This window comes from Cedecea sp. VD22, from assembly GCF_037150195.1.
Taxonomy (GTDB): Bacteria; Pseudomonadota; Gammaproteobacteria; order Enterobacterales; family Enterobacteriaceae; genus Cedecea.
In genome coordinates this window covers 268985-294889 of the sequence record NZ_JBBCPX010000002.1, presented here as the reverse complement: position 1 = coordinate 294889, position 25905 = coordinate 268985, and the positions used below count along the sequence as shown (strand labels likewise).

The 25905-nt window shown below is 56.0% G+C and carries 25 protein-coding genes; 11 read left to right on the top strand and 14 right to left on the bottom strand.

Features of this window, described 5'->3' with window-relative positions; translation table 11 throughout:
* Nucleotides 1-2: 2 nt before the first annotated feature.
* Complete coding sequence (dsbG, locus tag WFK85_RS07460; RefSeq protein WP_442892189.1) at nucleotides 3-749, bottom strand: thiol:disulfide interchange protein DsbG; 747 nt, start codon at nucleotides 747-749, stop codon at nucleotides 3-5.
* Between the two features lie 128 nt (nucleotides 750-877).
* Between dsbG and WFK85_RS07455 the strand changes: the two genes are divergently transcribed.
* The 3 genes from WFK85_RS07455 to WFK85_RS07445 are packed head-to-tail and all read left to right on the top strand — an operon-like array spanning nucleotide 878 to nucleotide 2466.
* Nucleotides 878-1360, top strand: coding sequence for a GNAT family N-acetyltransferase (locus WFK85_RS07455; RefSeq protein ID WP_166864085.1), 483 nt, complete (start codon nucleotides 878-880; stop codon nucleotides 1358-1360).
* Between the two features lie 11 nt (nucleotides 1361-1371).
* A complete protein-coding gene (locus WFK85_RS07450; RefSeq protein WP_336707074.1) occupies nucleotides 1372-2013 on the top strand; it encodes a DNA-binding protein in 642 nt (213 codons plus the stop codon).
* Nucleotides 2014-2073: 60 nt separating this feature from the next.
* Nucleotides 2074-2466 carry a VOC family protein gene (locus WFK85_RS07445; protein ID WP_034809394.1) on the top strand — a complete coding sequence of 131 codons (393 nt, stop codon included), beginning with the start codon at nucleotides 2074-2076 and terminating at the stop codon, nucleotides 2464-2466.
* A gap of 9 nt (nucleotides 2467-2475) precedes the next feature.
* On the opposite strand, the gene WFK85_RS07440 is transcribed toward WFK85_RS07445, so the two are convergent.
* Together WFK85_RS07440 and WFK85_RS07435 are read right to left on the bottom strand one after the other, a co-directional pair.
* Nucleotides 2476-2946, bottom strand: a complete 471-nt coding sequence (locus WFK85_RS07440) for an SRPBCC domain-containing protein (protein WP_166992563.1) — start codon at nucleotides 2944-2946, stop codon at nucleotides 2476-2478.
* A gap of 56 nt (nucleotides 2947-3002) precedes the next feature.
* Entirely contained in the window at nucleotides 3003-4406 is a 1404-nt protein-coding gene (locus WFK85_RS07435; RefSeq protein ID WP_336707076.1) for a DHA2 family efflux MFS transporter permease subunit, read from the bottom strand.
* Nucleotides 4407-4546: 140 nt separating this feature from the next.
* On the opposite strand from WFK85_RS07435, the gene WFK85_RS07430 reads away from it, so the two are divergent.
* From WFK85_RS07430 to WFK85_RS07420, 3 genes are all read left to right on the top strand, one after another.
* Complete coding sequence (locus tag WFK85_RS07430) at nucleotides 4547-5488, top strand: LysR family transcriptional regulator (RefSeq protein ID WP_336707078.1); 942 nt, start codon at nucleotides 4547-4549, stop codon at nucleotides 5486-5488.
* Between the two features lie 170 nt (nucleotides 5489-5658).
* On the top strand, nucleotides 5659-6045 hold the full coding sequence (locus WFK85_RS07425; protein WP_336707080.1) for a VOC family protein: 387 nt from the start codon (nucleotides 5659-5661) through the stop codon (nucleotides 6043-6045).
* A 447-nt stretch (nucleotides 6046-6492) separates the two neighbouring features.
* Nucleotides 6493-6942: a hypothetical protein gene (locus tag WFK85_RS07420; protein ID WP_166873950.1), complete on the top strand. Its 450-nt coding sequence runs from the start codon at nucleotides 6493-6495 to the stop codon at nucleotides 6940-6942.
* Between the two features lie 39 nt (nucleotides 6943-6981).
* Here the strand turns inward: WFK85_RS07420 and WFK85_RS07415 are convergent, their stop codons facing one another.
* The 3 genes from WFK85_RS07415 to WFK85_RS07405 form a co-directional block, all read right to left on the bottom strand.
* A complete protein-coding gene (locus WFK85_RS07415) occupies nucleotides 6982-7992 on the bottom strand; it encodes a glycosyltransferase family 9 protein (protein ID WP_336707083.1) in 1011 nt (336 codons plus the stop codon).
* Between the two features lie 285 nt (nucleotides 7993-8277).
* Nucleotides 8278-8937: a DUF1345 domain-containing protein gene (locus WFK85_RS07410; protein WP_336707085.1), complete on the bottom strand. Its 660-nt coding sequence runs from the start codon at nucleotides 8935-8937 to the stop codon at nucleotides 8278-8280.
* 288 nt (nucleotides 8938-9225) lie between these two features.
* Nucleotides 9226-10536, bottom strand: a complete 1311-nt coding sequence (locus tag WFK85_RS07405; protein ID WP_336707086.1) for a serine hydrolase domain-containing protein — start codon at nucleotides 10534-10536, stop codon at nucleotides 9226-9228.
* A 142-nt stretch (nucleotides 10537-10678) separates the two neighbouring features.
* Between WFK85_RS07405 and WFK85_RS07400 the strand changes: the two genes are divergently transcribed.
* Entirely contained in the window at nucleotides 10679-11590 is a 912-nt protein-coding gene (locus tag WFK85_RS07400) for a LysR family transcriptional regulator (RefSeq protein WP_166992543.1), read from the top strand.
* Nucleotides 11591-12013: 423 nt separating this feature from the next.
* Here WFK85_RS07400 and WFK85_RS07395 read toward each other — a convergent pair whose 3' ends face one another.
* On the bottom strand, nucleotides 12014-12613 hold the full coding sequence (locus WFK85_RS07395) for a response regulator transcription factor (protein WP_166992539.1): 600 nt from the start codon (nucleotides 12611-12613) through the stop codon (nucleotides 12014-12016).
* 247 nt (nucleotides 12614-12860) lie between these two features.
* Between WFK85_RS07395 and WFK85_RS07390 the strand changes: the two genes are divergently transcribed.
* Both WFK85_RS07390 and WFK85_RS07385 read left to right on the top strand, forming a co-directional pair.
* On the top strand, nucleotides 12861-13487 hold the full coding sequence (locus WFK85_RS07390; RefSeq protein WP_166992536.1) for a response regulator: 627 nt from the start codon (nucleotides 12861-12863) through the stop codon (nucleotides 13485-13487).
* A 7-nt stretch (nucleotides 13488-13494) separates the two neighbouring features.
* Nucleotides 13495-17097: an ATP-binding protein gene (locus tag WFK85_RS07385; protein WP_336707339.1), complete on the top strand. Its 3603-nt coding sequence runs from the start codon at nucleotides 13495-13497 to the stop codon at nucleotides 17095-17097.
* A 30-nt stretch (nucleotides 17098-17127) separates the two neighbouring features.
* On the opposite strand, the gene WFK85_RS07380 is transcribed toward WFK85_RS07385, so the two are convergent.
* The 7 genes from WFK85_RS07380 to WFK85_RS07350 are packed head-to-tail and all read right to left on the bottom strand — an operon-like array spanning nucleotide 17128 to nucleotide 24195.
* Nucleotides 17128-18261, bottom strand: a complete 1134-nt coding sequence (locus WFK85_RS07380) for a hypothetical protein (RefSeq protein WP_166992534.1) — start codon at nucleotides 18259-18261, stop codon at nucleotides 17128-17130.
* A gap of 14 nt (nucleotides 18262-18275) precedes the next feature.
* Nucleotides 18276-20843, bottom strand: coding sequence for a fimbria/pilus outer membrane usher protein (locus WFK85_RS07375; RefSeq protein ID WP_336707088.1), 2568 nt, complete (start codon nucleotides 20841-20843; stop codon nucleotides 18276-18278).
* 32 nt (nucleotides 20844-20875) lie between these two features.
* On the bottom strand, nucleotides 20876-21631 hold the full coding sequence (locus WFK85_RS07370; RefSeq protein WP_336707090.1) for a fimbrial biogenesis chaperone: 756 nt from the start codon (nucleotides 21629-21631) through the stop codon (nucleotides 20876-20878).
* Nucleotides 21628-22347 (bottom strand): fimbrial biogenesis chaperone, encoded by a 720-nt coding sequence (locus WFK85_RS07365; RefSeq protein WP_336707092.1) that lies wholly within the window; start codon nucleotides 22345-22347, stop codon nucleotides 21628-21630. The genes WFK85_RS07370 and WFK85_RS07365 overlap by 4 nt, the downstream gene beginning before the upstream one ends.
* Nucleotides 22348-22351: 4 nt before the next feature.
* Nucleotides 22352-22915, bottom strand: coding sequence for a fimbrial protein (locus tag WFK85_RS07360; RefSeq protein WP_336707094.1), 564 nt, complete (start codon nucleotides 22913-22915; stop codon nucleotides 22352-22354).
* The gene (locus tag WFK85_RS07355) at nucleotides 22890-23591 is read right to left on the bottom strand and encodes a fimbrial biogenesis chaperone (protein WP_336707096.1); all 702 of its coding nucleotides are present in this window, start codon (nucleotides 23589-23591) and stop codon (nucleotides 22890-22892) included. Before WFK85_RS07355 ends, WFK85_RS07360 begins: the two co-directional genes overlap by 26 nt.
* Before the next feature lie 55 nt (nucleotides 23592-23646).
* Nucleotides 23647-24195 (bottom strand): type 1 fimbrial protein, encoded by a 549-nt coding sequence (locus WFK85_RS07350; protein WP_166992518.1) that lies wholly within the window; start codon nucleotides 24193-24195, stop codon nucleotides 23647-23649.
* Between the two features lie 463 nt (nucleotides 24196-24658).
* On the opposite strand from WFK85_RS07350, the gene WFK85_RS07345 reads away from it, so the two are divergent.
* The gene (locus WFK85_RS07345; protein WP_336707099.1) at nucleotides 24659-25795 is read left to right on the top strand and encodes a polysaccharide export protein; all 1137 of its coding nucleotides are present in this window, start codon (nucleotides 24659-24661) and stop codon (nucleotides 25793-25795) included.
* Nucleotides 25789-25875, top strand: coding sequence for an arsenate reductase/protein-tyrosine-phosphatase family protein (locus WFK85_RS23610; RefSeq protein WP_336707341.1), 87 nt, complete (start codon nucleotides 25789-25791; stop codon nucleotides 25873-25875). The genes WFK85_RS07345 and WFK85_RS23610 overlap by 7 nt, the downstream gene beginning before the upstream one ends.
* Nucleotides 25876-25905 lie beyond the last annotated feature (30 nt).

The window sequence follows — 25905 nt, the reverse complement described above, 5'->3', positions numbered from 1 at the left end:
CGTTATTTATCGCCGAGGATGGTATTCAGCGTTTCGGCATCCGGCATGCCCTGATGCTGCTGCAGGCGGCCTTCGGCATTCAGGTAGTATATTGAGGGCGTGGCATTGCCGCCGAGATCTTCCATCAGCGTCAGGTTATCTTTTAGGGCTTCCCCGATAACCGGATCTATTTTCTCCGGTTTTTGCAGCGCCAGCTTACCTTTGCTGTTCTCATAGTCGGCGAGCGTTTTGGCCGGATCTTTCGACATCAGAATTGCCGCCGCTTTTTGACCGCTGTCCGGGCGCAGCATCCCGACGAGCAGCACGCGGAGCTGAACTTTACCCGACTTTATCCAGGGCTGAGCCTGCTCCCAGAACTGGGTGCAGTACGGGCAGTACGGATCGGCAAATACGTAGACAATACGCGGGGCTTTTTCACTCCCGGCGGCGATCCAGCGGTGTTTTTCCAGGTTTTGCCACATGGCTTTGGCCATTGGCGCATAGACAAATTTCTCCACTTCCGCGTCGCTCAGGTTTTTCCCTTCGGCATCGACCATGTTGCCCATAATGGCGTGCTGTTTATCCGGCGTCAGGTATACGATTGTGCCTTGCCCCTGATACTGCATCGCGTACCCCTGCAGGTCGCCCGGTGCTTTAAATTCCCCTTTCAGTTCGAAGCCTTGTTTTTCCAGGGCGGCTATTGGCGCAGGCAGTTTAGCGCCAGCGGCAAAGGCCGAAGCGTTAAAAAGCAGGGCCAGCGAAACGGACAGGGCAGATATTTTTTTCATCGAGCGGTCCTTAATTAAATGCTATTTTCTTCAAAGGGTAACATTCCTTTTTGCGTTAAGTCATCAGACTCATTTTCCTTTACGTAACGGAGCATTTCGGAGGTCAGAGAATGACGGTCAGACGAGCCACGCTTAATGAAGCTCAGGCGCTGTGGACAATAAGAAACGAGGCCATTCGCTTTGGCTGTCGGGAAACTTATCCAGAAGATGTGCTGGCAGCATGGACGCCAGATGAGATGCCCGAGGGTTACCGAAATGAAATCGTGAATAATCCTTTTTTTGTGGCGGATAATGAAAACGGCGAGCCGGTAGCCACGGGATTTTTGGATCTGAAAAACGGCTCGGTTGAAGCCATTTTTACCCTACCGGCATGGACTGGCCGCGGGCTGGCCAAACAGATTCTTCAGGCCATCAAGCAAGAAGCCAGATCGAGGGGAATGAGCCGACTGACGCTTTCTTCCACGCCCAACGCCCGCGACTTTTACCTGACGCAGGGATTTCGCGTGGTGAAAGAGGGGCTTTATCCTATGTCGCGCAGCGGCACACTGCTGCGCTGCTACGAGATGGTTTGCGAGCTGGATCCTGACATGTGAAAGGTGCCTGAATGAACGATCGCATCGATTACCAGATTGAAAAGTACAGTTTCACCGAAACAGAAGCGTCGCCGCGCCTCAGCAGCCAGTGGGAGGAAGTCCAGGAGGAGTTCCAGAGAGAGCCTCAGGATGCGGAGCAGCGCCTGCGCCTGGCGTTGCTGAACGTGGACTACGTGACCAGCTTCGAGCTGCCTTTTCGGCTGCTGCTTCTGCGGGCGCCGCAGCTGATCGATAAACTGCGTGCTGAGCTGCAGCTTAACCAGAAGAGCGTGACGATCAATGACAATAAGCGCGGGGAAGTCTACAGCATCAAAGACGATCTCAGCGCCGTGCCGGATGCCTTCCGCTATCGTTTTTCGAATCGCATACGTAGAATCGAACCGGGCGGTACGCCCGCGACGGGCTATCAGCAGATTGCGCTGCAGGTTAGAAACCCGAGAGAGCGGCTGAAAATCGCCCTGGAAGACGGGCTTCAGGTCAACGCCCTCGATGGTTTGTTTTGGTTTGGGCTGCAGCGCATTGCCGCCGATATCTCAGTGCTGAGGCAGTCCGGGATGCCGATTATCACGACAGAACGCACGGTCTTCGACAGCCTGACGGGAACAACCCGCCCAATTCCTGCCTACAGTTTGTCGCCTGAGATCGCACGGTGAGGAAAATGATGGCAAAGGAATACCTTTAAGGTTGAGCGAACATCAGAACAGGAAAAAATGATGAACTTCAGCCATATGCGTATTGCCCGTCCGGTGAGCAGTCTTGAAAGAAGCCGGGAGCTGTACTGCGAGGGACTTGGTCTTCAGCAAATAGCGCAATTTAGCGATCACGACGGTTTCAGCGGCGTGATGCTGGGAGGTCCGTCGCTGGGCTGGCATCTGGAATTTACGGTCTGCCAGCATCATCTCATTACCCCACGACCTACCGAAGATGACTTACTGGTGCTTTATGTGCCCGATCGTGTCGAATGGGAGGCCTTCTGCGCCAGAATGGTCGCAGCCGGTTTTACCCGGCTGGATGCATTCAACCCTTATTGGGACGTGAAGGGGGCTACTTTTATCGATCCCGATGGTTATCGGGTGGTTTTGCAGAAGAGCGACTGGTCACTTTAGTCAGAGGTATCAACGCCTCAGGCCTTTGGCGTACTCGACAAGCTGATCGACAACGATATTCCAGCCGATGAAGAAACCCATTTCCTCATGTGCCTGTCGGGCTTCTGGTGTACGGTGGCGGGCGATAGCCGTGTAGCGCGTTTTGTCGTTGTCCGCATCTTCCAGAAGCAGGATCGCCGTCATGAACGGATTTTCAGCAGGCTTCCAGTCTTCGCCGTAGGCATCGGTAAACACCAGCTTTTTACCGTCCACAATATCCAGCCAGACACCGTTATTACGCATTTCATTCCCGTCGATGTTAAACACCGTATTGAAACGTCCGCCAACCCGAAGATCTATGTCACAGGCCGTTACGCTATGAGGCCGGGGCACAAAGAACTGCCTGATATGCTGCGGCTGGGTCCAGCACTCCCAGACAAGCTGCCTGGGAACGTCAATAATGCGCTCTAGTTTTAAATCGGTTTCAGCATCCAGATTCATAGTATTTTCTCGGCGAGTGGGTACCCGTATAGCCTGGCTGAGGATCCTTTCTACGGCTAACTATTTTGCTGTTGTAGCTGCCGGGTACGTAGGCCGCTTAAGCCTACAGCCAGCAATGTCGTTCCGGCGGCCAGCCAAAGATTGAGGGTAATGGCCTGCGACTCAAACGAGGCGGCATTTCCGTAAATCGCCAGCACAATACCGACGATGGCCGCCCCGAGACACTGGCCGAAAGTTCGCATAATGGCCAGTATGCCTGAGGCGTAGCCGCTATTTTCTCGTGAGGCGTTAGCCATCATTTCCCGGTTGTTGGGGCTCTGGAAAATACCGAAGCCAATGCCGCATACCAGGCTCCGTAAACCTATGTCCCACGCCTGAGCGTGGGCGGGCAACAGGGCTAAAAGTATCAGGCCAGCCGCAAACACGCCTAAACCTGTGGTGGCGATAAGCGCCGGCGAATATTTGTCGGCCAGTTTTCCGGCCCGGGGGGCTGCGAGCATTATTCCCACAGGCCAGGGCGTAAAGAGCAGGGCCGATGCAAAGGCGCTGTAGCCATAAACGTTCTGGAATAAAAACGGCAGGGCGACAAATGTGATCCCTTGCCCGATAAACGAAATCAGAGACGTCAGGGCCGCCAGCGAAAATCGCGCGGAGGCGAACAGCGTCAGCGGCAGCAGTGGCTGAGCGGCGCGGCGTTCTCGCCAGATAAATGCCGCGCCCGCCAACAATGCCGTCAGGCTATAAGCCACCGCCTGGGCAATCCCTCCGCTTTTAGTAAAGCTGTCGGCGGCCACGATCAGCGCGCCCAGCAGCAGAGCAGACAGAAACGCACCGGCGTAGTCAAAGGGCTTGGGATGGGTGGCCTTTTCCCCCGGCAGGACGCGGAGGCTGAGCCAAAGCGCCACAATGCCTAACGGTAAATTAACCGCAAAAAGCCATTCCCAGCCTAAGGTCGAAAGAAGCGTTCCCCCAAGGAGCGGCGCTATGGCCGTACTGGTAGCGATTAAGAAGGCGTTAAGACCGAGGATCCTGCCCAGCAGGCGGGTGGGGAAAACCGAACGCAGGATTGCCGGGGAAATGCTCAGTACCGCCGCGCCGCCGATGCCCTGCAATATCCGCATCAAAACCAACATCTCGAGCGAGGTGGAAAGCGCACAGCCCGCGGATGCCAGCGTAAACAGGCTCAGCCCAAAGACGAAAATTTGCCTGAATCCCAGCCGGGTCGCCAGCGCGGCAAAAATCGCCAGCGTCATGGCGGCGGCCAACAGATAGCCATTGGCGACCCAAACCGCGTCGCTGGCGGAAACGTCGAGCGCGCGGGCGATATTTGGCAGCGCGATGTTCACCATTGAGCCATCGAACACCGCCATTGTGACCGTCGTCATCACGGCAAACATCGCCATCATACGCGGGCGGCCCGGCAGGCCCTCATCTCCTGGTTGGTTTGAAAATAATTCCATCGTTGTTCCTTCCCGCTGCGCGGTCATCAGTCTCAGGTTGTCAGTGCTGCAAATATAGTGATACTTAAAGAGAGGCGGAAGACGCACCATATGCAGATAATAGTTGCACCAGACGCCATATCTCTTTACAGGATGCCTGAATGAATGACCCCGATCTGAATTTGCTGCTGGCGCTGGATACGTTTCTGGCGGAAGGCAGCGTGGCCGGCGCCGCGCGACGCCTCGGACTCAGCGCGTCGGCGATGAGCCGCACGCTGAGCCGCCTGCGGGCTGCAACCGGCGATCCGCTATTGGTCAGAGCGGGCAGAAATATGGTGCTGACGCCCTATGCCGAAGCGATTCGCGAGCGGGCGAGAAACGCGGCGCTGGAGGCTCGGGCTTTGCTGAGCCCGTCCACGGCAGAGCTAACGCTTTCAACCCTGGAATGTACGTTTATCCTCCGGGCCAACGATGGTTTTATCGAAGCCTTTGCGCCTGCGCTTATCACTGCAGCGGCGGCTGTAGCGCCTCGGGTGCAGCTGTGCTTCACCTCCAAACCTGAAAAAGGTCCCCGGCATCTGCGTGAGGGCCTGGTCGATCTCGAAATCGGCGTCGTGGGCGAAATGGGGCCAGAGATACGGCTCCAGGCGCTATTCCGCGATCGGTTTGTTGGCGTGGTGCGCGCCGGTCATCCTCTGGCCGCTCTGCCTGAGGTTACCGTCGAGCAGTATCTTTCGTACGGGCACGTGGTGGCCTCCCGGCGTCTCCGTTCAACCCGCGGGCCTGTAGACGATGCCCTCGATGAAAGAGGGCTGACGCGCAAAATTGCCGCCATAGTGCCGTCATTTCCTGCGTCGCTAAAGGTCGCACAGGCGTCCGATCTTATTGCGCTGGTGCCAGCTTCTTTCCTGCTGAATCAGCCGGTTTTGGCGGTCGAGGGAGAGAACGCGAGGCTGGCAATGTTTGAGCTGCCGGTGAAGACGAGAGCCATTACTGTGTCCCAAATGTGGCACCCGCGTTCAGAGGCAGACCTCGCGCACCGCTGGCTGCGGCAGCTGGTACTAAACATCTGCCGACAAAGGGCAGGCGATCTGTCTTCATAGGGGGAACGCCGCGTTTGTCTGCGACATTATTCTCATTAGCGAACGCTGGCGCAGGGTGAGGCTGGCGTTTATGATAAGGGCCACTCTGGCACCGTCCGGCATCAACACAGAAACGCATGGCTGCGGCACCGTCTGCGCGATGGGCTCGTTTCTTAAATATAAGGATGATTATGCCTTCAGCAGTTGGATTTGGCCGCATTGCAGCGACGTTGCCAGTCAAAAATATGCCTGCCGCACTGGCGTTTTACGTGGGCGTTTTAGGCTTCACGAAGCGTTTCGAGAACGGCGAACCCGTTGGGTTTGTTATCCTCCAGCAGGAGGCAAGTGAGCTGCATCTGACGCTCCAGCCTCAGCATAAGGCCGCACATTTTCCGGTGGCCCATCTTCTGGTTGATGACATCGGGGCGCTGTTTGCTCTCTGTCAGCAGGCAGGCGCCAGGATCGTGAAGGGGCTTCAGGATAAAGAGTACGGCCTGCGGACGTTTGTGTTTGCCGACCCGGACGGGAACCGGATAGACGTCGGGCAGAGAGTCGATAAGCCAGGTCCGGGGGAATAGCCTGAATCAGTCATAAAAAAAGCCGCTGCGGGAGACCGTGAGCGGCTTTATTATGGGAGCGGATGTGCATCCCGGACACGACTTGATGAATGAAATCCTACCATTCATTAACGATCATCACCGTATCTGCTGAAAGTTTTACTTTAGTTACTTTAGGTGGCATCGGATTAGGAAGTATAGTCATTCTCACGTCGAAATTTCCGCTGACGGACGCCAGAGACATTTTGAAGGGAGTGAAAAGGCACAGCGCCAGGAGAAGTTGTTTCATATTAATACAATTTGTTTACTTTTAATTAAAATCAATGGATTGGTCAAAATTATATCATATATGATGCCGTCGAGGGAACGCCTGCCGCTTTATTAACACTTAAAGCGTGTTTCAGACTGAAAAGTTAAAATTCTATAAATACGATAATTCAATGATATTTAAGGCAAGAGGTGGTTTATATGAGGTTTACGTCGCTACTCGCCAGGCTGTGTCTGGCTTCCTCCCTGATCTGGTCGGGCACCCTGTGGGCCGCTACCGAGCAGGCAATGGACGCGAATTTAGATAAGTTATTCAGCTCGCATGAAAACTATCATGCGTTTTTTGATAATTTTAAAACGCAGATTGCCGCGCAGAATAAAGCGGAAGTGGCAAAGCTAATTTCCTATCCGATAAAGATCGCGCTGGCGGGTAAAAAAGTGCAGATCAAAACGCCGCAGCAGTTCATTAAAAACTATGACGCCATTTTTACGCCGGATCTGGTGGCGGTGGTTAACGCGCAGAAATATCAGGATCTTTTTGCGAATTATCAGGGGCTGGCGATCGGCAAAGGGCAGATTTGGTTCTCCGGTATTTGCCAGGATAATCAATGTAAAAAATCAACCGTGCTGGTTATTGGCATCAATAAATAGCGTGGGGCTGGCCGTCATTCACGGCCAGCTTATCAGACATTACAAGGCGGCCAGATAACGCCGGTAGTTATCCTCTATCGCTTTTAGCAACTCGCTATCTTCGCTCTGGTGGAGGAACGCCGAACGCTCAGTACCCAGATCAACGCTTTCACACTGCGGGTAATACGCGGCCCGCAGTGACGGTTTGATGGCGTTAAAATAAGCCGTCGTGGGCACCTCAAAGGCGGCGGCAATATGCAGGGCCGACGAATCACAGGTATAGACTTTACTGGCGTGACGAATAATGGCGATGTAGTCAGACGTTGTCCGGGAATGAGAAGAAAGATCGATGCACTGCGGGTGATCTATTTTTCCAAAGCCTGCCACGGGCAGACCGTGCTGCCGATAGATATGCTCGACTAAATCAACCAGCACGGCAGCCGGGATATCGCGAAGCGGCGTGCTGGCGCGGTGATTGAACAGGATGTAACGACCTTGCAGGGGGGACGTTTGCTCTGGCATTCCGTCGCGTAGCCAGCGGTTAGCTTTTATCTCTTCGGGTACAGTCTCAGGGGCAATCCCCAGGTGGCGTAAGAAGAAATCGTGCATTTCCTGAGTGGCGAAATCCTCCCGGAAAAGCTGGTTCCCCGCGTCAATCAGCGCATCATATCCCTCCAGTGAAGCCAGTTCCTGAGGCATGAAATGCAGCTCATCGATCACGTTCCCCGCAAGCCGATAAATCTCTTCCACATAAGACTGGCAGGTGTGAGGGCGCAGCACCGTCAGATGAAGTTTGGGATTTATGGCTTTAATAGCGTGCAGCGCCGCAATCCCGATCAGCGAATCTCCGAGCGTGACGCCCATGCCGTTGATAATACAGAGCCGCTGGATCTGGCTATAGTCGAGAGAAAAGGGACGTAAAGCATAGTTATGAATGCCGGGCTGCCGTAAAGCCTGAAGATGAAGACTGCGCTTCAGCTCAAAAGGCAAAGACTCAAGATCGTAAGAGGCAACTAGCGTTTTCTCATCCTGGAGCAAACTTCCGACAAAAGTTTGAAGCGAAGGGTTCATGGGGTTCCTGGGATCTGGCCAGCACGGCGTAAAATATCCCTCTCACCTTAATGAGATTCAACCTGCTGTCAATTTCCTGCCATCGTTTTTTCAGCAAACCACCGGCATATAAAGCGCATTACCAGGGAATCAGTCCCATTTCATGTAATGCACCCAGAATCAGCGCGATAGACATGCAGGCATCAAAGGGATTAGGCATCGTGTTTCACCTTTACACAGAGCGTCACTGGTTAAATTATAGCCTGTTTTGTGTGCTATTCACGAGATGACAGCCAGTCCCAGGTATTAACTCAGCAACCCGGCGCCCACGTTGACGGAAAGTCCCAGAATCGCCAGGTTGAAGATAAACGAGATAACTGACTGCAGCAGGGTTATTTTACGCATGCCGGTTGTGCCGGTTGCCACATCAGCTGTTTGTGCGGCCACGGCGATGGTGAAAGAGTAATAAAGGAAATCCCAGTAATCCGGATCTTTCGGTTTATCAGGAAAGATCATCGGGGTTATCTCTTTGCTGCGATGCAAATAATGTTGATGGGCATAGTGCATCGCGAAAACGCTGGGCAGCAACGTCCAGGAGACGACCAGCGTCATTGCCGTCAGTAAAATATGCAGCGCAAGCGGGGTTCCGGACAAAGAACGCAGCGACGGAAGTTCGCTCATAATCGCCACGAGGCTGGCCATGCAGGCAAAGATAAGCAGGCTTAACACAAGCGCGGCGCTTTGATCCTGTACCCTGGCTATTCTCGGGATGTCGCAGACTTCCGTTCGCAGCATGCGAAACCAGATAAAAATCAGGTAAAGCCAGGCCAAAACATTCCAGCCGATCAACAGCCGCTGCAGCGTGCCAAGCTGAGCGGGAAGGGCGAAATAACAAGCGACGCCGGCAGCCACTGAAATCAATAACCGAAGTCGGGCGAACAGGTGAGTCCTTAACGAAAAGCTCATGGGATGATTTATTCGATGAGAATTAGATAAGTTAACTGTAGACGAGGCTAAAGCCATGATGGTCTGAAAGGGCTGATAAGTAGCGATTTCTTGACCATCCATTTGCATTACCTGCGTGAATTCAGACGCACTGGGATGCTGTCAAAAAATGGAATACGGCTTAGACAATCTTCACTTCGCCAACTGAAAAGATGTTGGGCGGTATCCTTTCCCTCCAGAGGATACCCTTATCCCTCACTGAAAACGCCAGAGCTTAAGGTGCATTTCTGGCGTGGTTATCTCCGATGATTAATGCAATGCCTTCGCAATAGCGCTGAACATCAGCGAAGCTTCCAGCGGCTGGGCGCTGAACGACGGTTCCGCCTGCGGCCAGGTAGACCACTGGACGATCACCAGATTTTCCGCACGGTTGACCATGATCATCTGCCCATAAATCCCCAGCGCCCACATGGAGCCTTTCAGCGAATCCTGCGGCGTTGGTTCCACGTTTTTAGCGTTGGCAGGCACTTCGTTATTCCACCACTGATAGCCATACAGCCCCTGTGGATGCGCCGCAGAGACGGAGTTCTTCGCTCTGTTCCAGTCGGCCGACTGGGCAACCCAGTTCTCCGGCAGAACCTGCTTACCGTTCGGCAGGCGGCCATTGTTCAGTACGAATTCGCCGAAACGTCCCCAATCTTCCAGCGTGGCGTTAAAGCCGTGTGCGCCAACATCATGCTGGTTTTTGGTATAGGCATGCCATACACCATCGTTCGCCATACCGTACGGCCGCCAGATATTGTTCTCAAGGTAGGTAGCAAGCGTCATACCCGTTGCGCGCTCCAGCACATCGCCCAGCAGCCATGCACCGCCGGAGGAGTAAGACCACACTTCACCCGCTGGGTGGGCGCGTTTCAGACCAGAAACCAGCGAGCGGACGCAGTCATAGGTACCCGCGTGCGCTTCACACTGCGTGAGTTTGGCGAAGTCAGACTGCGGATTAGCGTAATCTTCATTCCACGCCACGCCAGAGGTGTGTTGAATCAACTGTTTCAGCGTCACGCCGTTCCAGGCGGTGCCTTTCAAATCAGGTTCATACTGCGTGACCAGATCGTCCATTGAGTGGATTTTTCCCTCTTTTAAGGCCACACCCACGAGTGTAGACACCACCGATTTCCCTACAGAACGAGAGGTCCAGAGTGTGGTGTCGGTATTGCCTTCACCAAGATATTTCCAGGCAACTTTACCGTCCTTCAGTACCAGCATACCGCTGACGTTCTGGCGTTTAATATAATTCTGTAGCGTCCACAGTTTGCCGTTGACCTGATAGCGAGCCTGCGTCAGTGGTTTTTCAGCCATCGCTAACGGCACGGATTTGCCGTGGTGGAAAACATCGCCCTGATAATTACGGTAATCGTTACGAAAACCGATAACACGCTCGGCTTGATCCCAGCTCAGCATCGTTTTGGTATCGGGAAGTTTTGCATCAAAAGGGGCCGGGCAGGCGGTGAGTTCGGTGCCTTCACAAGCCGCCATTACGGGAGAAGAGAGGAATGCACCAGCCACCAGACCTGCCAGAAGGCAGTACTTTGCAGGCAAGGATTTATGTTTATTAATCATAGCGTTCTCTATTTAAGTTAAACCCATAGACATGTTGTCCCGGCGGGATGACGGGATGGATGCAGTATAAAAATGACGGCACTATAATAAAAAACGCGTAATGGGGGATAATCCCCCATAAACACGGCAAAAGGAGCCCAGCGTGCCGTCATTGTCTTACTCTTTTTCTCAACTTGAAGCCTTCACTGCCGTTGCGGAACACGGCAGTCTGATGAAAGCTGCGATGAAGCTGGAGAAAGATCGCACCACGCTGCGCGATCTTATCGATCTGCTGGAAGATAGCTTTGGCTACCCGCTGTTTGCCCGCCAGGGGCGATCGCTGCAGCTGACAGCAGAAGGCGAACAGCTTCATCGCCAGGCGCACCTGCTGTTGCGTCAGGCAAGAGCATTCGATCAGTTTGCCCGTCGGGTGCCGTCAACGGAGGTTCAGGAGCTGGGCGTCGCCTACGACCCCTTTACACCCCGCCGTTTTTTGAAGGCATTAATTACGCGGATGGCGACGCGGGGGATCCGTCTGAGTCTGAGATGCACCTCGCGCGCGGAAGGCGAAAAAGCGCTGGCGAGCGGGGAGGTCGATCTGGGCTTCTTTCAGGCCAACAATCACAGCGTCGGCAGCGACATGGAGTGGCGTGCGCTCGGGGCCATCGACATGGATTTTTACGCCGCAGAGCCGCTGTTTGAAGAGGCCAAACGTCCGTGTTCACTGCTTGACCTTTCTTTGACGCCACAGGTGGTGATGCACTCCACAAGCGACGTACCAATGGCGCGGCGGCTGCAAATCTCCGGGAATATCATTGTGGCCAATGAGCTTGAAATGCTGCGTAGCCTGATGGAAGCCGGGTGCGGATGGGGATTTTTACCGACTCATTTTGAGGCGGTGCGTTGGAAAAATGTTATGGCTATTCCCACGGTGGTGGGCAATGAAGGTATTAGCCAGACTATGGTGACGATTTGGCGGCCTGGGAGCGAAAAGCGGATGCTGATCGATGATTCGCTGACCTGGTTATCTGCGCTGTGGCGAGAGGTGAGCACGCACAAGGAGTGCGACGTGTAACTTTGAATGGTTCCGGCATCTGAGCTAGGCTCAGCGCTTAACGGTAAAGCAGTACCTAACGTAAGAAAAGGGAGGTATCTCAAAAATCACAATATGCTGATTGCCGTGGCGGCACCACAGAACCACCAAGTAATAGACCCATGGATTGAATTTAACTATTTTGCGACTGTCATTACCTTCGCTATGACCGTGTACTTGAGATCCCCAATAATGCGGATGCAGAGTATTTGAACAAACTTTATACCAAGAGGCCGGGGGAAGAAATCAGTCTACCTCAGGCTAAAGGCTGGCCTATTAAAAATAATACCTGTAGTAATTTCCTGACCGGCAGTCTGTAGTGAAGGACGGTCAAGCCGTACAAGTATGTGCGGCGTATTATCCGATCAGATGAATACTGACGTCATCCAACTTTCTCCGACCCGTTTATGCAGACAAAATCTGGTTAATGCTTTTCAGCCCGGCTCTGCGTAGCGCGGTATGTTTATAGCGGCTAACCGCCCGATAGGGGATCCCCATCTTACGCGCGATAAGCGCTAACCGGTCGCCGTTGAGCAGCGCGCCGAGAATATAGCGTTCTTCCGGGAGGTAAAATCTGGCATCTCTGCGGATGTTTCCCCGGGAAGGATTAACCAGGGCTTGCCGAAGGACGCCGGTCAGCTTGCGCAGCGGCATGCTTTTATCGATCACGGCATAAAACCCGGCCGTTTGTAGCGCCCGGCTCAGGGCCACTGATTCGGCGTCCGTGAGCAAAACATACCTGCACGACGGATAATAAGGCATGTTCAGCAGCTGCGGCAGAACATTGGCCCGAGGGTCAATGCCGCAAATCACCATATCTGGCTTCGATTCAATCATCAGCTCCAGGAAGTGTGGCAGAGTCTGGGGAGTGCCAATCACCTGGCTCTCTAATTCGCTTTCGCACAGTCTGGCCAGACCGAAAGCGGCATACCCGCAGGGGTCGAAGATTAAAACGCGCGGGTTACTTTTCGCGACAGCCTTACCTTCGGCTATATTTTTTTCCATAAGCTATTTCCAGCCAAATTAGCCGCTCTAAGGCGAGCGGGAATATAAGTGCTTACAGGGTAATGAGGAAAAGATTAGGGCTGTATCAGTCGGCGCTGGATTGCGCGTAGGAATAAGATAGAAAGGGTGTAGGGAAAGTATGACAGCGTCGGCAATTGCTTAGGCGTGAAACTCCTATTACACTGATAATTAAAGCGAACTGACAACGTGACTTTAGCTTTTCTTCCCCAGCCCAACAGGATAATAAATGAAAAACGTACTGATTGTTGATGACCATCCTGTCGCCAGGCTGGCGGTAAGAATGGTACTGGAGAAGGAAAACCTGACCGTTATTGCCGAAACTGATGATGGCCTGCAGGCCATTCAGCTGGTCAGGAAAAATACCCCGGATTTGGTGATCGTCGATATTGATATTCCCTCTGTCAACGGCATTGACGTGGTGCAGAGAATGCGCCGCGACGGGTTTAGCGGCGGGATCCTCGTACTCACCGGCAAAGAGGGCGATCACTACATTCGCCGCTGTGCCAGCGCCGGCGCGGACGGGTTTGTCAGCAAAAAGAATAATCTTTCCGAACTCAGCGACGCCGTGCGCGCGATCCGCAGCGGCTATGGCTATTTCCCCCGGCATCTGGCCAGGAGTGATGTTGCCGCCGGTGATGCGGCGGCAGATAAAGACAAACTGGGCGAGCTGTCGGCGAAGGAGCTGGATGTCCTGCGGCATTTGGCTAAAGGCGTGAAGGTGGTCGACATTGCCCGCCAGATGAACATCAGCGACAAAACCGTGAGTACCTATAAAAGTCGCCTGATGGCTAAGCTCGGCTTGAAAACGATGATCGAGCTGTACGATTTTACCCAAAAACATAACCTGGACTGACGCCGTGATGCGCGCCTTGCTGCTTTGCTGTTTTTTATTGAGCTTATCTCTGGGCGTCCTGCGGGCGGAAGAGCCGAAGTCAATGACGCTTCACAGCCGGGAAACCGTCGCCCCGCTGAAATTCACGCTGAGCGACAGCGACTGGCGCTGGTTAGGGGAAAAGCGCCTCGTCAATATCGCCATTTATCAGCCCGCCACCCCACCGTTTAACATGTCTCCGGACGAGCAGACCTACGAAGGCATCTCCGCCGACTACGTGCTGCTGGTGATGCGCTACCTGGGCGTGCGGTTTCAAATCCTGAATTACGCCAGCCGTGATGCGGCGCTGGATGCCGTGCGCCAGGGCAAGGTGGATATGCTGGTGGATGACGGCACCGGCCAGATAACTGCCCCGCAAGGGCTGGCGTACAGTCAGCCGTTTATTCCCGATCGCCCGGTGCTGGTTTCGCGCCAGACGGACATTGCCGCGCCGGTCAAGCTGTCAAAAGGGGCTCGCATTGCGGTGGCGGAAAACTGCCAGTGCGAAGCCTGGGCCAAACAGCGCTATCCCGGCACCAGGGTGACGGTATTCCCGACGGCGCCAAACGGCATGTCCTCGGTGGCCTTCGGCGAAAATGATTACTACATCGGCGGCTTTACCCTGTCGAGCTTCCTGATAGAACGCAACTTCATTAACACGCTGTCTATCGTCGATATTTTGCCCGACAGAAGCAACGGCGCACGCTTTATTTTCAAACAGGACAACAGCGTGCTGATGCGGGCGGTCAATACCGTGCTGGGGGCGCTCACGCCGGTGGAGCACAAGGTTATATTCCGCCACTGGAGTCAGGGGCCAAACCTGTGGCTGTTTGAATCCACGCTGCCGCTGAGCGAGCGCGAGACGCAGTGGCTGGCGCAGAACAAAGATCTGCGCGTGGTGATCAATCCGCTGGACGCGCCGTTTACTCAGCTAAATGCCCGGCAAGAGTTTCAGGGCATTGCTGCGGACGTGCTGCGGCTGATTCATCTGCGTACCGGGCTGAACTTCACCGCCGTGACGGCAGACAACATGCCGGATATGCTGGCCACAGTGGCAAAGCACAGGGCCAGCCTGTTTGCCGCCGTCAGCTTCAGCCAGGATCGCGATAAACAGCTGCTATTGACGCGCCCCTATGTGCAGCCGGAATTCGTCCTTGTCGTCAAAGAGAGTCGTGCCGCTCCGGCGGCTAACATTAGCGGAGCTAAAACGGTGGCCATCACGCCGGACAACGTGCTGCGTGGGCAGCTTGAAAAACAGTACCCGCAAATACACTTCATCGACGCGAAGAGCGGCAGCGTGGCGATGAAAATGGTGGCCGACGGCAAGGCTGATGGGGCGGTGCATAACCTGATCGGCGCCCGCTACATGATTGAAAATGTCTTCCCGGGTCAGCTCAAAATTGCGGCAAGGGTCGCCGATAAACCCGCGTTGATTGGCTTTGCCGTCGGGCGCGACAGCCCTGAGCTTTACTCGATTTTGAACAAGGCGCTGGCGGATATTCCGCCGCGCGACATCTCGCTTATTGTCAATAAATGGCAGACGACGCCCAACGTTAAGCTGGATACCTGGTCTGAGTACCGGCACGAATTCTACTGGCTGGCCGCCATCTTCTCGGCGCTGGTGCTCACCTCGCTGGTATGGGTGTATTACCTGCAGCGCGCCAACCGCTCGCGCAAAGAGGCTCAGGCCCGGCTGCAGGAGCAGGCCACGTTTCTGGCAACGCTGTTTAACGGCACGGCGGTGCCGGTGTACGTCATCGGGCGAGATGGCCGCATTATCAACAGCAATGCCGCGTTTGCACGCTTTTTTGACCTCATGCCGGGTAAGCTTCTGCAGCAGCCGCTGAGCGAGGATAAACATCCGCTGGCTGCGGTCTGGCAGCAGCTTGAACCGGGGCTCGATTCTCCCGAAGGGCTGGCGGCCTCGCCCCAGCGTTTTCTGGTCAATAACGGCGCTGAAGCGCGGGCTATCCTGCACCAGACCGTGGCCTTCCGGGATAAAAACCAGCGTATCGCCGGGCTGATATGCAGCTGGCAGGATATGACGGAACACGATCGGCTGCTGATGGAAACCTCCCGCTCCCGCGAACAGGCGGAGCAGGCCAACCGCAGTAAAAGCACCTTCCTCGCCACCATGAGCCATGAAATCCGCACCCCAATTGCCGCCATTATTGGTTTACTGGAGCTGGCGGTTACCAGCAAAGGGGCGCGGGAGAACGAGGCCGAGGCCGTGCGCGTGGCTTACGAATCAGCCCAGTCGCTGCTGGGCCTGATTGGCGACATTCTCGACATGGCGAAAATCGAGTCCGGCAAACTTGAGCTTACCCCGGAATGGGTCCGGTTTGATTCTCTGGCCGCGCCGATTGTCAGAGTTTTTGAGGGCCTGGCGCGGCAGAAAGGGCTCCAGCTAAGCTGCCATGTCGATCCACTCCATCCCGATGAAATTTGGATAGATCCGATGCGCCTGCGGCAGATCCTGTCCAATCTCGTCAGCAACGCGATTAAATTTACGCCCCAGGGTTCGGTGGCCGTGCAGGTCAGCTGCCCGGCAGATGGCGGCGAGGGGCAGCTGGTCTTCTCCGTGTCGGACACCGGCATCGGCATTCCCCAGCCGGAACAGGCCACCATTTTTGACCCTTACGTCCAGTCAGAAGAGGGGAAAAAACAGAGCGGCACCGGCCTCGGGCTGGCTATCTGCCAGCAGCTGATCACCATGATGGGCGGGACCATTACCCTGCACAGCCAGGCCGGGAAGGGCACGCGGATCGAAGTTTGCGTGCCGGTTAACTACCGGGACGGCGAAGAGGTGCAGGCCGGTGAGAATGAGGCGCAGGCCAGCGCTCTGCCGCCGCTTAATATTCTGACGGTGGACGATCATCCGGCCAACCGCCTGCTGTTAAAACAGCAGCTTCTGCGCCTGGGGCACCGGGTCACCGAGGCTGAAAACGGGGCGCAGGCGCTGGAACTGTACCCGACCGGAGAATTTGAGCTCGTGATTACCGACTGCAGTATGCCGGTCATGGACGGCCTGGAGCTCACCCGCCGGCTCCGGGCCGGGCAGCGCAGCCCGCTGGTGATCCTCGGGCTGACCGCCAACGCTCAGCCGGAAGAACGCAAACGCTGCATTGCAGCCGGAATGGATGACTGCCTGTTCAAACCGCTTCGGCTCCCGCAGCTTGAAGCGGTGTTAAACCGCATTCCCCGGCAGGAAACCAGTGCCCAGGTCGAGGCTCTCGAGCTGGAGATACTGGTAGATTTACCGGCGCTAAGGGCGTTGGCCAGTCATGACGCAGAGCTGCTCCGTGGATTACTCAAAGCAACTTATGATGAAAACCAGCGTGACGCCGGTCGCGTCCGGCAGCAGCTGGATCGGGGGGACCTGGAGGGGCTGGCGCAGAGCCTGCACCGCCTGGCGGGCAGCGCGCGGATCGTGGGGGCGAACGATGTGGCCGAGGCGTGCCACGCCCTGGAACAGCGGTGTGCGAAAGAAGCAGAGCGCGAAGCGATAAACGCAGAGTTTGTGGACGTGACTCAAAAACTTAGCGCTCTGAACCGGGCAATCGCGCGGTTTATCGGTATAGAAGCGGCTTAACGGTTCCTTGTTGGCCCGTTACGCCAGCACTTAATTGAAGGTGACCAGCACCTCGGCGGAGGCTTTGATCTCGCCTGTCTGCAATTTATCGCCGCCGGAGCAAAGCCGCCACGTCATCTTATAGGGGAAGCGTTTGATGGTGTCGGTCGCACCCATTATGCCTATATCTAGTGGCGTGGTATCAAATTTTACGCCATTCGCTGTACCGCAGAAGCCTTCCGGCTCGCCGGATAAAGTCCCGGTCAGATAGGCACCGTTAGGATCGCCGAAAGCCAGCTTGTTAATTTCTGAGTTTTTGTGCAAGCCGCTGAGCGCGTTAAAGCGCACCTCTATATTGGTATCTTCGATGTCCACATCCTGAGTGCAGTCCACATTAAAGTTCACCGTTTGCACCGCCAGTTCGGCGTTTCGATTCAGGTTCCGCGGTACATCGCCAAAATTAATATCCCGGGGCGTATCAATATTACACTCCAGGGTGGAAATGCGCAGCGTGGTACCCGCCGGGAACCAGGGTTCCCTTAAATTTCCCGTTCGGTCCGGGGTGAAGGATGCCGCGTGAATATCCGGGAAACGAATGCCGCGCTGCATCTTCTGCGTCCCGTCCGCCACAATGACCCAGTGCCCCCGGAAGCTTAGGTATCTGTCTTGGCTCCGTTCGAGAAATTCGTCCCACCTGTCAGTTTGAGCCATGGTAAAGCACCATTGCCGGTCAGTTGTTCTTGGTCGCTTCAGAGGGAGCGTCTGGGTGTGGCTAATTGTATTGCCTCTAATTTCGGCAGAACCACCTTCAGTGGTAAAATTCCCGCTGATGCTTCCCCTGTTTGAGAAACCCGCCTGCCAGACATCGCTATAAAATCTGATACGTGGCGCAATCCCAACGCCGGGCGCAATTTCGTAAGCCAGTACGCCAGCGATCTCTTTTAGCTTGCTCGCCTCAATACATTCGTAGGGTTTATCAGACAGAGCAGCGTAGCCCTCAGGAGACATGCTTTTTCCGTCCTCTAATTTTCCATATATCGCCACATCTCCATTAAACCCAGCCCATAAAATTCCGGAGCCTTTGCCAATGGTGATTGTATCTTTGGCCTGTGCGGTGGGCGCGTCAGAGAGCAACAGCGCTGCCGCAATAAGAGCCAGGGGGTTAATCCGTAATCGTTTCATCATCTGTCATTATCTCGTTACTGGCAGACAGCCGTCAGGCTGCGGACCGGGTTTGCCGCGGAAGGCTGCTGGTTTTTAAGGTTAAAGCTGGCCCGGCACTGCTGGGTCGCCTGCTGGCCCCACTTCAGTAACAGGCTGCCTTGCTCCGGCAGGCCGCTCATATAGACCTGCCCGGCGTCGCCGACGATGCCGGTAATAGGTTCACCTTCGGCGGTGTTAACCAGCGTGGCCGTGGTGCCAAAGGGCACCGCTGCGCCCGCGTGCTGCAGGGTGATTAACGCCTGGTAGCCCAGGCGGGTATTGAACTTTGACATCACTACCGCCCCTTTGGTGGGGTAGACGGTATTGCTGGAGTGGGTGAGGTCGACGTCATCGGGCAGCGTCGACGGATCGAGGCTGATGTTGTTCGCCTGATAGTCAGATAAATAAGGCACTACGGCATAGCCGAAGCCGTCAATGGTGGTGCCGCCTACGCCCGCGCGTGTGCCTTCCGCGCCCGGGGCATGGACAATGGCTATCGAACTGCCGAGCGACCGGCTGAGCGTCACGCCGCCCGGATGGATGACCATGCCGCCGCTGCCGGAAAGGTTCAGCGAGCGACTGCCGCTTGCCTGGCTGTAGCCCGCCGATACCGAACCTTTGCTGCCGGACCAGGCCCCGTTCAGCGAGGTACTGTCGCTCTGGGCCTGCTGGTTACTCCAGCCCTGGCGCACGCCCCAGGAGAGGCTGGAGTCCAGCGCGCTGCCGCTCAGGCCGGCCATCTGCTGCACCTGGCCGGTGTTGCTGCGGGTGGTCTGGTAGGTGGCATAGACCCGGTTCAGGGCGGAAGAGGCGCTGAACAGGCTGAAGGGCACCATCATGTTGAAGGCCAGCTGGCGATTTTCCGGCCAGTTACCGTCGCCCTGGGTTCTGTCGATGGTGTAGGCCAGGCCGTAGCTGACGCCGCGGTAGCTGCCGTTGTAGCCGGTGGAGAGCGTATTCATGACCTTGCTTTTGCCCCAGTAGTCGTTGCGGGCGGCCGATACGAACACCGATCCCAGACCGCCCAGCTGCTGGCTCATATAAAGCTGGAAGGTGGACCGCGCCCGGGCCAGCGCCCACGGCTGGGTCTCTTTTTTCAGCTGATAGCCGAGGCTGTTGTAGTCTGAAAAGCTGTAATAGTCGCTGGTCGAGTAGCGGTAGGCGGCCAGATCGATGGTGGTGCCGGTGCTGAGCATGCTTTTGGCGTAGCGCAGCCGGTAAGACTCGCCTTTTTGCTGCGCTTCTATGCCGGGTATTTTGGCGCGCGAGGCCGTGACGTCAACCGAGACGGCCCCCAGTTTCCCCAGCGAGACGCCCGCGCCGGTGACCAGCGAGAAATAATCCCGCGCCGTGAGCGCCCCGCCGTAGAGGGTGAAATCATAGGGCAGGCCGAGGATGGCGGTGCCCTGCACAAACTCAGCCTCGCGCGATCCCACGGTAATGCCGCCGTTATAGCGGCCGGCGGTTACTTCATATTTTACGCTGCCCGGACGGCGCATCACCGGCACTGAAGAGATGGCGATTGTCTGGCTGTGCACGGTGCCGTCGGCTTCGGTAACATACAGCGTCAGCTCTCCGGCCTGGCCGGTCTGGTTCAGATCGTCAATACGGAAAGGCCCGGGGGCGACGTAGGTCTGATAGATAATCGAACCGTTTTGCGTCACCGTGACGCGAGCGTTACTTTGCGCGATGCCTTCAATAACCGGCGCAAAGCCGCGCTGCACATAGGGCAGCATCTCATCGGACGAGCTCAGCCTGATCCCCCGGAAAGGAACGCTGTCGAGCACGTCCCCGGAGGTGCTGCTTTCCCCCGCCAGCAGCTCCGATCGCCATGCCGCAATATCTCGCATCAGATAAGTATTGGAAAAATTCGTGTGTTGATAAGTTTGCCCCGCCTGGCCCGGCGAGGTTTGCACGCTACGCGTCCAGTAGGCGTTGCTGCGCAGCCGCCAGGCGTGCAGGTTGGCGCCCAGACTCGTGCTGGCATACAAATTGGTGTTTTCACTGCCGCCCGGCTGGCTGCTGCGGCTGCCGTTGAGGCTGTAATTAAACAGCAGCGCCGGCACGCCGTGGTCCCACAGTTCCGGGTCCACTACGCCGCGCGCGCTGGGCTGCATGGCGATCTGCGGAATGCTCAGCTCAAGCTCCAGTTTGGCAAAGTTAAACCGGGCGCTGGCGTGCTCTATCAGGTCGCCAAGCGGCGGGGTTGCCTTGTCATCCTCAAGGGTGCGAAACGCTTCCAGCCCCTGGGTATTCACCCCGACCTCGCGTAAAAATGCGGGCGTCAGCTGGGGCACCACGCTGCCCTGAGCATCCTCGGCAAAATCAATGGCGTGCTGACCCATGTCGGTGCGGTTAACTTTCACCGTCACAACGTAATTGCCCGGCGGTACCTTGCCCGAGGTTGAGAAAACGCTTAAGTCGACGGACTGCGCGGGCACGCCGTTTAAGGTTAAGAACGCCGGGTCAAAATAGTCCTCGGCGAACGCGGGCGACAGCGGGGCCAGCAGCGCAAGGCTGACCAGCCTTGAGAGCAGTTTGAGGATCGGATTTTTTGGTTTCATTATTTTGGTTTCCATTGCGTCATCGGCCCCGGCTAGTCCTGCTTCAGCGGCTCGGTATGCCAGCCGTCTTCATCAATCAGCTGCCACTCAATCTGGCCAGCGGCGCCCTGCGGGAAGCGGTAGGTCTGCTCGCCTTTCGGCGGCACCATCAGCCGGAGCTGCGCTTTATCCAGGGTATTTTTGCCCACGCTCAGGCGGGCAAAGGTCAGCCAGTAGGGCGTGGGGTTTTTGGCAATCAGGGTGTATCCCTGGCGGGTAAAACTCAGCTTCGCGGCAACATCCTCGATGGCATACTTTTCCAGCCCTTCGGGGCGATAAAAGACCTTCATGCTGTTCACGACCGCCAGCACGACCTTGTTTTCACTCTGTGGTTTAGCGTCCGTTTTTTCGGCAGGAATGGCTTTCATGGCGATGAAAAAGACCGATTCGCGATCCTGAGGCAGTGGCTCCGCATTTCGGCGAATGCGCACGGTCAGCTCGCCGTTGGCCTCCAGGCGCTCCAGCGGCGGGGTGACGATAAAGGGCGCATTAATGTGGCGGGCGTTATGGATATCAATGCTGCCGGTCGCCGGATCGACCGGACGAATAAAGGATTGCACCAGCCACGACCGGCTGGTTTTGTTGTGCGCCGTGAGCGTGACGCCTTTTTTCTCTGCCGCCGGGTAAACCACGCGGGTGACGTAATAAGTCAGGCCCTTGCCGGCGTGGCCCGGCTCAGCGCTGGCCAATGCAGGCTGCAGCAGAGCGAACAGCGCCAGCAAGCAGGAGAAGGTATGTCTTATCTTCATGGTAACTCCTTAGGGGCCGCGTCGGCCTTGCAGAGCGGGGCCAGCCCGCCGCGATCGTCCACCGCCTGCCATGTCACATGGCGTGTGGGTCCCGCCGCGTCTAAAACCTGCCTGCCGAAAGGCGGCAGCATCAGCGGGGAGGCGTCGGCCTGGCGGGGTTGACCGTCAAGGGTTAGCGTCCCAAGGGTGATAAAGTAGGGTGAGGGATTACGCACGCTCAGCCCGTTCCCGCTACGGGAAAATCGCAAATCGCAGGCAGGTAATTCATTGTCGAGCTTCAGCTTTGCCGGGCGATAAAGCAGCTTGAGGTTAAAACGCAGGCCCGCCGAGACCTGGGCCGCCGCGTCGCTTTGCTGACTGGCCGGAATGGCTTTGATCGAGAGGTAAAACAGCGACTCCCGATCTTGCTCAGGCGGCTGCTCTTTGCGCATGATTCGCAGGGTTTGTTCTTTCCCTGCGGCCAGGTGAAACAGCGGCGGGGTGACAATAAACGGCGTGCCGGCGTCAGCCCCATCCAGCGTGGCCAGGCTTCGGCTGTGGATAAGCCAGGCTCTGTCGCTGTTATTTTTAACGACCAGGGTCTGCGTTTTTTCGGCTGCGTTGAACACCAGCCGCGTTTTTGTTAGCGCAATCCCGCCTTCGGCCTGGGCGATCAGCGGCAACAGGAGGCCCGCCAGGCCCGAAGCGCGGCATAAAAGACTCAGCAATTTCATCATGACCTCAGGGGTGGTTGAGGGTGAACTCGATGGTGGCGTTCACAGCGCCCAGCGTTGCCGTCCCGCAGTTGGTTGATGTGCCGCAGATCAGCCCGGCATAAAAGTTAAGGGTCTGATTCGGGACAATATCGCCCGCGGTCTGTAAGGTTACTTTCCCGCCGTCGGTCAGCGGCGTATGGCCGTAATCCGGCGGGGTATCGCTTTTCACCAGCATCACGCCGACATTTTTGGCGGTGGACGTCGCGTCATCGCGAAAGGCCCATTTCCCGAGGTTTTGCCCCTTGCCATTGACGCTGATAAAGGGCTTCAGCGAGGTGGAGACATTGCAGTTTGAAATCTGCAGTTCCACTTTTTTGGCGCCAATTAGCGTGGTGGCTTTAAGTTCCGCAGGCAGCACCGGGTCCAGCAGCAGCTTAGGGATATCAAGTTCAAATTCGCAGCTGCCGGGCACCAGGTTGGCGGAAAAATTGATCACGGTTAACGCCCCGTGACCAGGATTTAGCCCGGAGAAAGCCAGCAGCAACAGCAGGCCCGCCGATGCCTCAAGGCAGCTTCTGGCTAAACGCATTGTCGCCTCCGTGATCGTCGATAGTTATCCACTTCACCGTGCCCTTCGTGGCGGGCAGCGGCCAGGTATAGCTGGCGAAGGGGGCGATCATTTTGGCATCCGCTTTATCCAGCGGCAGGTTTTTCCCCTCCAGGCTGAGATGGGCAAAGCTCACGTGGTAAGGCGAGGTGTTGGTCACTTTTAAGCCCTGGTTCACTCGGGAGAACTGCAGGTTTTTTTGTGCATCCAGCGCGGTGCCCGGCAAGCCTTTTGGGCGGTAGAACAGCTTGATGCTGTTGCCGATGCCAAAGCGGACCAGATGATTGTCGTTTTCACCGGCGCCCTGTTTGCTGCCCGGAATGGCGGTGGCGCGGAAATAGAACACGGATTCACGGTCAGTGGGCAGACTGGCGCTATTTTCCAGAATACGCAGGTTATGCTTGCTGTTGGGTTCCAGGCGAACCAGCGGGGGAATCACGGTAAAAGGTGCCGGTTCGGCATGGGATGACACGCGGCTAACCGCCGACTGCACCAGCATTGGTGCGGCGCTGCCGTTCCTCAGCGTGACGTTGATACTTCCTGCTCCCTGGGGATATACCAGCCGGGTGGTGTTAATCCCAAAGCCCTCAGCCTGAGAGACCGACGTCACCGAAAATAGTGCGGTGACAAGTGATATATGCAGGAAATAACGAGTCATTAAATTAACCTTTATTGAGCGGCGGGCCAACGGCACCCGCCAAATAAGAGTAAAATCAGTTGTAGTCAAACTGGAAAGTAATTGGCGCGAGAATGCTTCCCTTGGTTTTTGGGTTATCAATGGCGCTGGTCAGGCTAATATCAAAACTTTTATTCAGTGCACCTAATTCAGCTGCGGTTGGCATAGTTGGGTGAGCGGAGAAATCTTTCAGCAGCACTTTATCTCCAGTTTTAACGATGGTTGCCCCGTCTTTGACCAATGCACCGACATCAGAGGTTGCCACGCTATTAAATACCGCTGAATTACTGGCTGTGGTGGCGCCGGTAACAATGAAGTTAGCCACATTTTTGGTAGTCGGCGTGCTGCAGTTTTTCAGAGAAACATCGACTTTTTGAGTATTTACCGGAGCCATCGCCGTGGCTAGTTCAGTCGCGGTAAAGCTACCCAACTCCAGCGCCGGTGAACCGAGCACCACGTCACAGGTCGCAGCCGTAACGTTCGCAGTAACTGTCAGGGTGGCGTTCTTGCCCGCGGCGTGAGCCGGAGAAATCGCGGCCATCATCAGCAGTGCGGCAGGGGCCAGAGTGTAGAAAGATTTACGCATATCAAAATTCCTTTATCTTTAATTAAATGTTTTACCGTCACTCAAACCGAGTGAAAAGGTCAGTGATGTTCGGCGTTAATAATCGCTTGCGTAGCCTGGGACAAACAAAAGCTATTACTGATGGCGGACATCTTCTTTATTCGCAAGGTGATGCTGTCTTGCGTTGAAATATAATAGGGGGCGGTGAATAACAGAAATAGTCAGCGGGCGATGTGTTACCTGTAGTCTCTCCATGGTGATAATGTAGGGGGACGACTACATGGCAAAGGCTAAATGTTTATGCCTTCTCCAGCGGCGGGTAATAATAGATATTGGCAAACGGATGCCTGTCAGCCCTTCAGCTAAGGCTGACACCAATGTCATCCAGGGCTTACAAAAGTTAAAGCGGGCGATGATATTAATCGTAGGGCAGCCCGGTAATACTCGATTGAACCGCTCACATTATTATTCGATATTGCCTGAAATGAAAAAACAAGTACGTATTATCCCGACGGCCACTTTATGGATGGCTTTAACCGGCTGCACCCTGGTGCCAGGCCAGACGCTATCGCTGCCCGGCGACCCGGCGTCAGACGCAGAAATTAAGCAGCTTCATCAGCGGGTCAACGTTTATACCCTGACCCCGACGCTAATCGACCGGCTGCGCCCGGCAAAGGTCGCCGCCCGGGTTAATCCCGGACTGGACAGGCAGCTCAATGAGTATGAATACCGCATCGGAAAAGGTGATGTTCTGACGGTGACCGTATGGTCGCACCCGGAATTAACGACGCCGGCGGGCCAGTACCGCAGCGCCAGTGACTCCGGGAACTGGGTTGGCGCGGACGGAACCATTTTTTACCCCTACATTGGCCGCCTCAAAGTGGCGGGGAAAACGCTGGCCCAGGTCCGGGCGCTGATTACCGGCCAGCTGGAGAAGGTGATTGAAAGCCCGCAGGTGGACGTCAGCATCGCCGCGTTTCGCTCACAAAAAGTCTATGTCACCGGCGAGGTGGCGCAGTCCGGCCAGCAGCCGCTCACCAATATTCCGCTGACGGTGATGGACGCGGTTAATGCCGCCGGCGGCCTGACGGCGGATGCCGACTGGCACAACGTGGTACTCACCCGCAACGGCCAGGAGAGCCGCCTTTCTCTCCACGCCCTGCTGCAGCGGGGCGATCTGTCGCAAAACCGGATGCTGTCCGCCGGCGATATCCTGTTTATTCCCCGCAATGACGCCCTGAAGGTGTTTGTTATGGGGGAGGTCGGGAAGCAAAGCACGCTGAAGATGGACCGCAGCGGGATGATCCTCACGGAAGCGCTGGGCAACGCCGAAGGGCTGCGCCAGGAGGTGGCCGACGCCAGCGGCATATTCGTTATTCGCCCGCTGAAGCAGGGCGCGGGTGGCAAAATCGCCGACGTTTATCAGCTCAACGCCCGGGACGCGCTGGCGATGACCCTCGGCACCGAATTCTGGCTCGAGCCCTACGATCTGGTCTGGGTCACCGCCGCACCGGTTGCCCGCTGGAATCGGGTGATTTCGCAAATGCTGCCGTCGGTCGTCGGCCTGCGCGATCTGACCGAGACGGGACGCCTGCTGAAGCCCGGAGTGGATAAATGGTGAGATCCGTGCTGGTGATTTGCAGCGGAAATATTTGCCGCTCGCCGATTGCCGAGCGCTTCTTGCGCCGCGACTGTATCTAACTGGCGTTTCAGCAGCAGGCGGTTCGCCGG